Origin of the sequence: Streptomyces sp. NPDC025273 (assembly GCF_040638585.1) — a bacterium.
Lineage (GTDB): Bacteria > Actinomycetota > Actinomycetes > Streptomycetales > Streptomycetaceae > Streptomyces > Streptomyces cinereorectus.
In genome coordinates this window covers 182,261-193,159 of record NZ_JBEZYP010000013.1, presented here as the reverse complement: position 1 = coordinate 193,159, position 10,899 = coordinate 182,261, and the positions used below count along the sequence as shown (strand labels likewise).

Sequence of the window (10,899 nt, the reverse complement as noted above, 5' to 3'; positions counted from 1 at the left end):
GCGGGCCCTCAGCGCGACTCGGGCTTCTCCGTGGCGGTACCCCGGATGACGCGGGGGGTGTCCGCCCCGGGCCGCGTCGGTCCCGCCGGTACCGGGGAGGAGCCGTCCGCCTTCAGGGCCCGCGCCTCGCTCTTGAGGATCCGGGCCGACTTGCCCATGGAACGGGCGAGTTCGGGGAGTTTCCTGGCGCCGAAGATCAGGATGACGATGACGAGGAAGATCGCGATCTCGCTGATTCCGAACATGACGTCTGCGCTCCCTGACCGGCCGGCTCGGCTGTGCGTGGCGGTCCGCGGTGTCCCGGGACCGCCACGCCGAATCTACGGCACTGTAGTAGATGATGGCAGGGCGCCTCGGCCCTGCCGCGTCCTTCGGGCCGGACCTCAGTCCTCGCCGCTCTCCTCGTCCTCGCCCTCGTCGCCCCCGAAGAAGTCGCCCACCTCGTCGACGACTTCGGCGGCCACCGCTCCACCCACGACGCCGACGGCGAGACCGGCCGCCCCGGCGGCGACGACCGCGCCCATGCCGGGTCCGGAGCGGTGCTCGGGGCCGTGACCGTGTCCGTCGCCGTGTCCGTACGTCCCCGGGACGCCGTACGAGGCACGGGCTTCGGAGAGTGAGTGGATCCAGGCGTCGACCTCGGCGTCCCAGTCGCGCCCCCGGACCTCGTGATGCCCGACGGTGAAGCGGCCGACGGTGTCCCCGCTTCCGGAGAGGAGCCCGCCCCGCTTGTCCGCCTCCAGGACGACCTCCAGGCCGCCCGGGCCGGCCAGGAAGGTCAGCTCGACCTCGTTCACCTGGTGTGCGTACCGCGGTGCGGGGGAGAGCTCGATCTCCTGGTAGACGGGCAACCGCTGGCCGGTGCCGCGGATGTGTCCGAGCTCCAGATCGGCGGACCTGAAGCCGAAGCCGAGCTGCCCGAGCGCTTCGAGGACGGCCTCCTGGGCGGGCAGGGGCTCCACGATGAGCCGGTCCAGGGCACCCTTGGGCCTCGACGCGGGCGACGAGCTCCAGCGCGACGTGCTCGATGGTGAAGTCGGCGCCGCCTCCCTTCAGCCGGACCTGACCGCTCAGGCCGAGCGAGCCGAGCAGCTTCATCGCGTCTCTACATAACTGTAGAAGCATAGAGGGGGGATGGAGGGCGAACGCCCTAGTATGGTGCGGTGGACAGTGCAGACGACGCTCGCGAGGGATCACGCGCCGACGCGTCCGCCGTCCCGGAGCTCCAGGCCCTGGCGGTGCAGTTGCGCCGTATGAACGGCGAGATCAACCGTCTGGTGCACGCCTTCGCGCACACCCAGGGGCTGCACGCCACGGACGTCCAGGCGCTGGCGGCGATCCTGGACGCGCAGGTGCCGCTGACCCCCGGCCGCTTGCGCGATCATCTCGGTCTCACGTCCGGTGCGGTCACCGCCTGTCTGGACCGGCTGGAGCGTGCCGGTCACATCCGGCGCTCACGGGACAGCGCCGACCGGCGTGTCGTGCACCTGCACTACGAGCCCACGGCCAGGACCGCCGCCCGCTCGTTCTTCATGCCCCTCGCCGAAGCGGCGTCGGGGGCCCGCCGTTCGTCCGAACCGGAGGAGCTGGCTGCCGCGCTGCGCTTCCTCGCCCGGATGAACGCGGAACTCACCCGGATGCAGCCCCCCGGGCGCTGAACCTCCTCCGCCGTGTCATGGCCGGGCTGGCGCCGGGCAGTGGGATGGAGAAGCGCTAATATATTTCAATAATTGAGATACTCGATGATTGAATTAGTTTCCCCCGACCCGGGAGCACCATGCCCATCGCATCGAAGCCGGTTCGCTGGCTGATCCCCGTATTCCTCGTCGTCATCTGGCTGGCCGTCGGCGGTTCGTTCGGCTCGTACGCCGGGAAGCTCGGCGAGGTGGCCACCAACGACCAGGCCTCGTTCCTCCCGCAGAGCGCCGAATCCACCCGGGTCGTCGAGGAGCAGAAGGCGTTCAGCCGCCAGGAGACCGTGCCGGCCATCGTCGTCTGGACGTCGAAGAAGGACGGCGCGGAGCTCGGCCCGGAGCAGCGGCAGGCGGCGACGGCGGCCCTGGCCTCGCTCAACGGTGGACCGGGGGTGGCGGGCGAGGTCACCCCGGCACTGCCCTCGGCGGACGGCCAGGCCCTCGAAGGCATCGTCCAACTGGAATCGGACCTCGGGGACGCACTCCCCGACACGCTCGCGCGCGTCCAGAAGGCGGCCGACCGGGTACCCGGAACGCTGGCCCAGGTCGCCGGCCCCGCCGCCAGCCAGGCGGACCTCTCCGAAGCCTTCGCCGGCATCGACGGCCTACTGCTCGGTGTCGCCCTCGTGACCGTGCTGGTCATCCTGCTGCTGGTCTACCGGAGCGTGCTGCTGCCGCTGATCATCATCATCGGCGCCGTCTTCTCCCTCGGTGTGGCCTGCGCGATCGTGTACGTGCTCGCCGACCACGACATCGTCCGGGTCGACGGTCAGGTCCAGGGAATCCTGTCGATCCTCGTCATCGGGGCCGCCACCGACTACGCCCTGCTGCTCACCGCGCGGTTCCGCGAGGAACTGGGGCGCCACTTGGACCGCTGGACCGCGATGCGTGCCGCGTTGCGCGAGTCCGCCGGACCGATCGTCGCCAGTGCCGCCACCGTCGCCCTGGGGCTGTTCGCCCTGCTGCTCAGCGACCTGACCAACAACCGTGCGCTCGGGCCGGTGGGCGCCATCGGTATCGTCTGCGCCGTCCTGAGCACGCTCACCTTCCTGCCCGCCGTCCTGGTCCTGCTCGGCAGGACCGCGTACTGGCCGGCCAAGCCCAAGGAGGGTGAGGCCGCATCGGGTTCGACGGGGATCTGGGCGAGGATCGCCGCCCTCGTCGACCGGGCCCCGCGCAAGGTGTGGGGCGTCACCCTGGTCGGCCTGCTCGCCTGTGCCGCCTTCATGCCGACGCTCAACTCGAAGGGCGTGCCCCTCGAGGAGATCTTCGTCAACGACGCACCGTCCGTCGCCGCCCAGCAGACCCTGAGCGAGCACTTCCCCGGCGGCTCGGGCAATCCCGCCGTGGTGATCGCGGGCGCCGCCCAGTCGCAGAAGGTGGCCGACGCGGCCGCGCGGGTCGACGGTGTCGCGGACGTCTCCGTGGTGACCGTCTCCGGACGCCCGGGGGACGGGGAGCCGCTCGTCGTGGACGGCCGGGTCCGCATCGACGCCACGCTGAAGAGCGCGGCCGACAGCGACGCCGCCAAGGAGACCGTCACGCGCCTGCGCGACGCGGTGCACGCGGTGCCCGGCGCTGACGCGCTGGTCGGCGGCTACACCGCGCAGCAGTACGACACCCAGAAGACCGCGGAGCAGGACCGCGTCCTCATCGTGCCGGTCGTCCTCGCGATCATCCTGGTCATCCTGATCGGGCTGCTCCGCTCCTTGCTGATGCCGCTCCTCCTCGTCGCGACGGTGGCACTCAACTTCCTGGCCACCCTCGGGATCTCGGCACTGGTCTTCCAGCACGTGTTCGGGTTCAGCGGCACGGACTCCTCCGTGCCGCTGTACGGATTCGTCTTCCTGGTCGCCCTCGGGGTCGACTACAACATCTTCCTGATGTCCCGGGTCCGCGAGGAGTCCCTCATCCACGGAACGCGCCAGGGCGTGCTGCGCGGGCTGACGACCACGGGCGGGGTCATCACCTCGGCCGGTGTCGTCCTGGCGGCCACCTTCGCCGCGCTGGGCGTGATCCCGCTGGCGTTCCTGGTCCAGATCGCGTTCATCGTCGCCTTCGGCGTACTGCTCGACACCCTCGTGGTCCGCTCGCTCCTGGTGCCCGCCCTGGTCAGGGACATCGGGCGCGTCGCGTGGTGGCCCGGCGCGCTGAGCCGGGAGCCGGAGGTGAAGGCGGAGCACCCCGTCTCCTGAGGCCGCGGTGCCCCGGGGGGATCCGTGAGGCTGCATGCCGATGAAGTGTCCCGGTGCGACATGAGTCGCACCGGGACACTTCCAGGTGCGCGACCCGTCCAGGGACCGGACAGGGAACGGTTCCGAACGGCGCGGCCGCACGACGCGCAGGACTGGGGACGCGTCGTCGCGGGCCGTGCTCGGGCTGGTGCCCGACCGAAGGCTGCGCCATGTGTGGGTCGAGGAAAGCGCGCAGGCGGCAGAGGACACGCGCATCGTCGGCCGCCACTTCCCGGGTCTCCCCGTCCTCAGCGGTCCGCCCCGGCACGTCACGGGACGTCGCCGAGCTCAGGGCCTTCCGCTCTTCCACCCCCCTTCCTTCATGCACGGCGGCCACCACCCGGTGGGCGGCGGCTGCTCCGCGTCCGGAGCCCCGAGTGGCGCACGGGAACCACGAGGGTCACAAAGGTAGTAACGGAGAACGAAGGAGAGCCATGAAAGCCGTCCAGTACCGCGCAGTCGGCGCCGCCCCCGAGGTCGTCGAGATCCCGAAGCCCGTACCCGGGCCAGGTCAGATCCTGCTGAAGGTCACCGCCGCCGGCGTGTGTCATTCCGACATCGCCGTGATGAGCTGGTCCGCCGACGAACTGCCTTACGAGCTGCCGCTCACCCTCGGCCACGAGGGCGTCGGCACGGTCGCCGTGCTGGGTGAAGGAGCCCAGGGCGTCTCGGTGGGCGACCCCGTGGCCGTCTACGGGCCCTGGGGCTGCGGCACCTGTGTCAACTGCGCGGAGGGCAGGGAGAACTACTGCCTGCGCGCCGCCGAGCTCGGTATCAACCCGCCCGGGCTGGGCAACCCCGGTGCCATGGCCGAATACATGATCGTCGACGACGCCCGTCATCTGACGCCGATCGGCGACCTGGACCCCGTCAAGACCGTCTCGCTGACCGACGCAGGTCTCACTCCGTATCACGCGATCAAGCGCTCGCTGCCGAAGCTGCTGCCCGGCGCCACCGCGGTGGTCATCGGCACCGGAGGCCTCGGCCACGTCGCCATCCAGCTGCTCCGCGCGATGACCGCGGTCCGGGTCATCGCCCTGGACGTCACCGACGAGAAGCTCGCCCTCGCCCGTGCGGTCGGCGCCCACGAGACCGTGCTCTCCGACGAGAACGCGGCCGCGAAGGTCCGTGCGCTCACCGGAGGCACGGGCGCCAGGGTCGTGTTCGACTTCGTCGGGGCCGAGCCCACCGTCAGGACGGCAGGTGCGGTCGCCTCCATCGACAGCGACGTCACCATCGTCGGCATCGGCGGCGGCACGCTGCCCGTCGGCTTCGGCGTCCTGCCGTTCTCCACGTCCGTCACCGCGCCGTACTGGGGCTCCCGCCGGGAGCTCGCCGAGGTGATCGAGCTCGCCCACGCCGGTGCGGTCGACGTGCACGTCGAGACGTACTCCATCGACGAGGCCCCGCTCGCCTACGAGCGGCTGCACGCCGGCAGGATCAACGGCCGCGCGGTCATCCTGCCCAACGGCTGAGGGCGCAGCACCGGACCGGCCGCGGGCCGCCGCGAACGGGGACGACCCGCGGGCGGTCGCCGTTCTCGACCGCCCGGGCGTCGCGCGGGGGTGTGGCGCAAGGCGGTGCCGAACCGGGCTGCCGAACCGGGCTGCCGTCCCGGTCGGTTCGCCCGCATCGGACGCGTGACGGTCCTCGTCCTCCCGCGTGTGGTGCCGGGGGCCACCCGACGGTACGAGGCGGTGTGCATGACGGCGGTGATGCCGGTCGTCCGGCCGGTCCGGCTCCGGTCGGCCGCGCGGACCACCGGGTCGGCCGGAGCCGCGCAGGTGGAGCCCGCCCCGGCGGCGCACCGCGGAACCCCCATGCGTCGACGTGGGCCGGCGGGGCTTTCGTTCATGAGTCCGGTCCAGACCGAACCCTTGACAGGGTTGACGTTCACTTCTTAAATCACGTAGTGAAGTAAGCCCCTCCCGGGGTGAGTTGTCTCTGCCTGATCCTGGTCAGCGCCGTCATTGCCTGAATTGGCGTGCACCCTCATGCATGACATGTGCATGCCCTGAGGGAGTGCCCCCACACGCTCCTCGAAGGGAGACTCATGGACGCTTCACGCCTTCCCCGGCGACTGCTTTCGTCCCTCGTCTCGGTCCTCGCCCTCGCGACGCTGTCCACCGGACTGGCGCAGGGAGCACCCCCGCCCGCGGACAAGCCGTCGGCGTCCACCGCCGCCGCGGCAGCCGCCGTCACGTTCTCCGACGAGTTCGACGGGCCGGCGGGTGCCGCCGTCGACGGCTCCAAATGGCAGATCGAGACCGGCGACAACGTCAACAACCACGAGCGGCAGTACTACACCGCGGGCAACCGCAACGCCGTCCTCGACGGCCAGGGCCATCTGGCCATCACCGCCCGCCGGGAGAACCCCGACAACTACCAGTGCTGGTACGGGCGGTGCGAGTACACCTCCGCACGGCTGAACACGGCCGGCAGGTTCACCACGACGTACGGCCGCGTCGAGGCCAGGATGAAGATCCCGCGCGGCCAGGGCATGTGGCCCGCGTTCTGGATGCTGGGCAACGACATCGGCCAGGTCGGCTGGCCCAACTCCGGTGAGATCGACGTCATGGAGAACGTGGGCTTCGAGCCCTCCACGGTCCACGGAACCCTGCACGGCCCCGGATACTCCGGCTCCGGAGGCATCGGTGCCGGGTACACCCTGCCCGGCGGTCAGGTGTTCGCCGACGCCTTCCACACCTTCGCCGTCGACTGGAGCCCTGACGCGATCACCTGGTCCGTGGACGGCACCGTGTACCAGCGGCGTACCCCCGCGGACCTCGGCGGAAGGCAGTGGGTCTTCAACAAGCCCTTCTTCCTGATCCTCAATCTCGCGGTCGGCGGCTACTGGCCCGGGGACCCCGACGGCAACACGGTCTTCCCGCAGCAGCTCCTCGTCGACTACGTCCGTGTCAGCACCGACAGCGGCCAGCCGGGCGGTGGCGGACCCATCACCGGCATCGGCGGCAAGTGCGTGGACGTGGCCGGGGCCAACAGCGCCAACGGCACACCCGTACAGCTCTACGACTGCAACGGCTCCGCCGCCCAGCGCTGGACGGTCGGCTCCGACGGCACCGTCCGCGCGCTCGGAAAATGCCTGGACGTGGCCTCGGGCGGCACGGCGGACGGAACGCCCGTACAGCTCTACGACTGCAACGGCAGCGCCGCCCAGCAATGGGCCGTCCCCGCGGCCCGGGACATCGTCAACCCCCAGGCGAACAAGTGCCTCGACGCGAGCGGGAGCAGCTCCGCCAACGGCACCCGGCTGCAGATCTGGACGTGCACCGGAGCCGCGAACCAGAAGTGGACGGTGACGCGATGACCGTGGCCTGACCGGCAAGGCCGCCGCCCTTGGACTCACCGTGGACCGTGGACGGTCACGACGTTCGACTTCGGCGCCGCCGGCCGTCAGCCGTCCGGAACACGGGCCGGCTGACGGCCGGCGAGCCGCCGATTCGCGTGGCCGGCCTGGTGACTACCCGTGAAGCGGCTCGCGACACGGCCGCTGATCCCGCCGGTGACGATGCTGGGGCTGAGCGGGGTCGGCCCGTTCGGTGATTCCGCGCTCGTCAGACCGAGGGGGTGTTGAGCGGGGAACCGGCGGGCGAGGGACCCTTCTCGGCGCGTGTCTGGTCGGCTCGCTGGTCTTCCCGGTCGGGGGAGAAGAGCTTGTCGACCCCTGTGATGGTCAGGATGCGTGCGAGGAACGGCGGGGGGTTGTCGAGATGGAGCCGTACGTCGCGGGCGCTGGTGGTGCGCTGGATCTGGATGAAGGCGGAGATGCCCATCGAGTCGCACAGCTGGAGGTGGGTGCAGTCGAGACGCAGTTCGCGTAGCCGTGGCTGCTCGGCGAGACACCTGTCCGCGCGTTCCAGGAGTTCGTCGGTGGTGTCGTACTCCAGATCACCCGTGAGGTGCAGATGGGCCGTGCCCGGGCCGGCTTCAACGGTGAGGGTGAAGGAGGGGCGGGGCATCGCGGTCATGTGAGAGCTCCGGGGTTTCGGCCGGTGGCTGCCAGGTTGCCATCCAGGGCGACGAGCGCCCGTTCGAGCAGCCGGTTGGATCGGGGGAAGTCCTTGAGTTCGGTCCTCAGGACGTCGAGGGCCGGGTGCAGGGACCGGGCGGGGACGTGTCGGGCGGTGAGGACGTCCGCGGTCCAGGTCACGAAGGTGGTGAGCAGGTCGTCGTCGTCGGTGTACAGGGCGACGGTCAGGAACTCGACGAGGTGGGAGATGTCCTCGGCCGTGTGCTCGCGTTGCTGATCGGTGTAGGCCGCCATCGCCGGGAAGCGCTGCTCCAGGTCGGTCAGCACCTGCTTGACGAGCTGTCCCCGGGAGCGGGCGACGAGGGTGTACTCCTGGTCGGCGAGGTGGGGCAGGTCGTCCACCTGCAGCCGTCCGGCTGCCAGATCGGGTTCGGGAATCCCGTCCGCGAGCTGCCGGGCGGCTGTCCGGGCGTCAGGAGCCCACGCGTTGGCGCCCAGCAGTCGTGCGTAGCGGCCGTCGGCTCCGAAGGCCGCCCCGCCGACGAGGACCGGGACGCCCACGGACTGGCAGGCGGCGATCGCTCCGTGGGCGGCGGGCAGCCGGGTGGGCAAGGAGGAGGACAGAGCGACCACGTCCGCACCGCTGTCGTGCAGGTGGGAGACGAGGTGCGCCGTGGGTACCTGTGCGCCGAGGAAGTCCACCTGCCAGCCCCGCAGGGTGAGGACCTCGGCGAGCAGGCGGGCCGGCAGGACGTGCCATTCCTGTTCCACACAGGCCACCGTGACCCGTCCCAGCCGGGGTACGGCCCGGATGGTGGTGCGGTGGGCGAGGGCCGCGACCACGCGCTCGGCTATCGCGCTGGCGGCGTGTTCCTGCGCCACGCTGAGACGGTTGGCCGCCCACTCCGCGCCGACCTTCATCTGCACCGGGGCGATGACGTCCAGAAGGGCCGTCTCCGGGTGCATGCCGTCGTCCAGGGCGGCGAGGATCAGGTCCGCGGCGGCGAACTCGTCCCGTCGGGTCACCGTGGTCCACAGTCGGTCACGCAGTGCCTGCAGGTCGTCTCCTCCAGCGGTGGTGCACACAGTCATGTGGTGTACCTGCCCCGGGTGTGGCCGTTCACCGCGCTCAGGTGCTGGGTGCGGGGCGCGGTGATCGCGACCACAGCCATGTCGTCGTGGTTGCCGTCGCGCAGCCACTGGGAGGCAAGCATCTGGATGCGCTCGACGACCGCCTTACCGGGCATGTCCGTACATTCCGACAGTGCCTGTCTCAGACGGTCCTCGCCGAACATCTCGTCCCCGAGCGGCCCGCCGCGGGCCTCGGTGATCCCGTCGGTGTACAGCAGACAGGTCTCGCCCGGCTGCAGGGTGATCTCCTCGGTGCGGGCTTCGACGTGGGGGAGGGCGCCGATCAGGGTGCCGAGGGTACGGACCTCCTCGACCCGGCCGTCGGCCCGCACCACCAGGGGCGGGGGGTGTCCGGCCGAGGTCAGGCGCAGCCGCACCACGTTCTCCGACCGCCGTACCGAGGCGATGACCATCGTCGCGAAGCGGGCGTGGTGGGAGTTGAGAAGGGACCCGTTGAGGAGTTGCAGCATCCGCTCGTGGTCCTCGGCCATGGGTGCGAGAGCCTGCAGGGTGTTGCGGATCTTGCCGGTGAGCACGGCCGCGTCCAGGCCCTTGCCACAGACATCACCCAGGACCACCAGCGACGCGTCCGACGCCGTGCTCCCCGGGTGGACGTCGTAGAAGTCGCCCCCCACCCGTTCCCTGGCACCGGCGGGCCGGTAGCCGCCCGCGAACTCCACCCCGTTGATCCGGTGCAGCTGCGGCGGCAGCAGGTCACGCATCAGGGTCTTGGTGATGCTGCTCTGCTCCGCGTACATCCGGGCAGCTGACAGGGCGGCACCGGCCCGCGCGGCGAACAGGCGGGCGAAGGTCTCCTCGTTCTCGTTGAACTGCCCGCTGCCGCGCAGCAGGATCAGCGCGCCGGCGGGCATCCCGTGACCGGGCAGCGGGGTGATGACGACCGACCTGATGACGCCTTCGTAGCCGGCCGGAACCACCCATTCGGGCAGGGACGCGGGGTCTATCCAGCGAGAGGGCACGGGTGGGAACCCCTGCAGCGCCTCGCTCAGACCGGGCAGTTGCGACGGGCTCGCGACGATCAGGCCGCGGGTGGCCGCCTGGTCCGCGACGGCGTGCGCGACGGGCAGCTTCTGACCCGTCGCGGGGGCGACGACGACCGCCGCGTCCGCCAGGTACTCCGCGGCGAGCTGCGCGGTGGTGAGCATGCACCTGTCGGTGTTCAACGAAGCCGACAGGACACTTGACGCCTCCGCGAGGAAGGTGGTGCGCTCCCGCTCCGCGGCGAGGGCCTCTTCGGCGCGCCGCCGGCCGGTGTCCTCCACCAGCCACCAGATCACGCTACCGTCCTCGCCCCGTGTGGGATGTGCCTCGAAGCTGTGCGCCTCGATCCGCCCCGACACCGGAGGCAGCGCTTCGCCGCTCCGAGGGTCCTGGCCCGGAGGCGTGGCGTGTACGACCGCCTCGTGGTGGGCCCGGGCGAGCCAGGCCGGGACAGCGTCCGCCATGCGGGCCCCCGGTAGCACGCCGTCCAGGAGGAGTGCGGCCGCGGGGTTCAACTCGATGACGGTGCCGTCCGCGTGGGCCTCGATCACGGGGCACGGGGCCATGCCCCAGACGTCGGACGCACGACGCTTCTGAGTCTTCGTGACGGAGTTTCCCTTGATGGGAGGTGCCATGAGGGGGGACCCGCCTACGGCGAGCCGCACCACCTTCCAACTGGAAGAAATTACTTACCTTGCGGCAACCATCTCGCAGGCGCGCTCCCAATAGCAACCCACGACCCGCGTCGGGGCACCGAGGAACGCCATGCTCCGACGCGGGCACACGGCATGGTTTCGGAACCTTCACCGAAAGGTCATGTCGCCCGTCCCGACGACCGCCATCCGGG

8 protein-coding genes and 1 pseudogene are annotated in these 10,899 nt (G+C 70.8%); 4 read left to right on the top strand and 5 right to left on the bottom strand.

The annotated features are described in order from the left end of the window. Positions 1 to 8: 8 nt before the first annotated feature. Both AB0F38_RS22065 and AB0F38_RS22060 read right to left on the bottom strand, forming a co-directional pair. Positions 9 to 245 carry a twin-arginine translocase TatA/TatE family subunit gene (locus AB0F38_RS22065; RefSeq protein WP_361895919.1) on the bottom strand — a complete coding sequence of 79 codons (237 nt, stop codon included), beginning with the start codon at positions 243 to 245 and terminating at the stop codon, positions 9 to 11. Positions 246 to 383: 138 nt separating this feature from the next. Beyond that, positions 384 to 1,125, bottom strand: a pseudogene (locus AB0F38_RS22060) (sporulation protein). 38 nt (positions 1,126 to 1,163) lie between these two features. Between AB0F38_RS22060 and AB0F38_RS22055 the strand changes: the two are divergent. The 4 genes from AB0F38_RS22055 to AB0F38_RS22040 all read left to right on the top strand — a co-directional run bounded on the left by AB0F38_RS22055 (position 1,164) and on the right by AB0F38_RS22040 (position 7,256). Next, entirely contained in the window at positions 1,164 to 1,658 is a 495-nt protein-coding gene (locus AB0F38_RS22055; RefSeq protein ID WP_361895916.1) for a helix-turn-helix domain-containing protein, read from the top strand. A 119-nt stretch (positions 1,659 to 1,777) separates the two neighbouring features. Further along, a complete protein-coding gene (locus AB0F38_RS22050; RefSeq protein ID WP_361895913.1) occupies positions 1,778 to 3,889 on the top strand; it encodes an MMPL family transporter in 2,112 nt (703 codons plus the stop codon). Positions 3,890 to 4,362: 473 nt separating this feature from the next. Then, on the top strand, positions 4,363 to 5,403 hold the full coding sequence (locus AB0F38_RS22045) for an NAD(P)-dependent alcohol dehydrogenase (RefSeq protein ID WP_361895910.1): 1,041 nt from the start codon (positions 4,363 to 4,365) through the stop codon (positions 5,401 to 5,403). Between the two features lie 578 nt (positions 5,404 to 5,981). Continuing rightward, the gene (locus tag AB0F38_RS22040) at positions 5,982 to 7,256 is read left to right on the top strand and encodes a family 16 glycosylhydrolase (protein WP_361895907.1); all 1,275 of its coding nucleotides are present in this window, start codon (positions 5,982 to 5,984) and stop codon (positions 7,254 to 7,256) included. 247 nt (positions 7,257 to 7,503) lie between these two features. On the opposite strand, the gene AB0F38_RS22035 is transcribed toward AB0F38_RS22040, so the two are convergent. Genes AB0F38_RS22035 through AB0F38_RS22025 form a run of 3 tightly spaced genes read right to left on the bottom strand, consistent with a single transcriptional unit; the run spans position 7,504 to position 10,618 of the window. Beyond that, entirely contained in the window at positions 7,504 to 7,917 is a 414-nt protein-coding gene (locus AB0F38_RS22035) for an STAS domain-containing protein (protein ID WP_361895904.1), read from the bottom strand. Then, positions 7,914 to 9,011 (bottom strand): cobalamin-dependent protein, encoded by a 1,098-nt coding sequence (locus tag AB0F38_RS22030; RefSeq protein ID WP_361895901.1) that lies wholly within the window; start codon positions 9,009 to 9,011, stop codon positions 7,914 to 7,916. Before AB0F38_RS22030 ends, AB0F38_RS22035 begins: the two co-directional genes overlap by 4 nt. Continuing rightward, the gene (locus tag AB0F38_RS22025; protein ID WP_361895898.1) at positions 9,008 to 10,618 is read right to left on the bottom strand and encodes a SpoIIE family protein phosphatase; all 1,611 of its coding nucleotides are present in this window, start codon (positions 10,616 to 10,618) and stop codon (positions 9,008 to 9,010) included. Before AB0F38_RS22025 ends, AB0F38_RS22030 begins: the two co-directional genes overlap by 4 nt. Positions 10,619 to 10,899: the final 281 nt, after the last annotated feature.

What these genes read in the sequence shown, in the direction of transcription:
- AB0F38_RS22050 (WP_361895913.1), top strand. Translation starts at nt 1,778, where the DNA reads ATGCCCATCGCATCGAAGCCGGTTCGCTGGCTGATCCCCGTATTCCTC.
- AB0F38_RS22065 (WP_361895919.1), bottom strand. Translation starts at nt 245, where the DNA reads ATGTTCGGAATCAGCGAGATCGCGATCTTCCTCGTCATCGTCATCCTG.
- AB0F38_RS22040 (WP_361895907.1), top strand. Translation starts at nt 5,982, where the DNA reads ATGGACGCTTCACGCCTTCCCCGGCGACTGCTTTCGTCCCTCGTCTCG.
- AB0F38_RS22025 (WP_361895898.1), bottom strand. Translation starts at nt 10,618, where the DNA reads ATGGCCCCGTGCCCCGTGATCGAGGCCCACGCGGACGGCACCGTCATC.
- AB0F38_RS22035 (WP_361895904.1), bottom strand. Translation starts at nt 7,917, where the DNA reads ATGACCGCGATGCCCCGCCCCTCCTTCACCCTCACCGTTGAAGCCGGC.
- AB0F38_RS22030 (WP_361895901.1), bottom strand. Translation starts at nt 9,011, where the DNA reads ATGACTGTGTGCACCACCGCTGGAGGAGACGACCTGCAGGCACTGCGT.
- AB0F38_RS22045 (WP_361895910.1), top strand. Translation starts at nt 4,363, where the DNA reads ATGAAAGCCGTCCAGTACCGCGCAGTCGGCGCCGCCCCCGAGGTCGTC.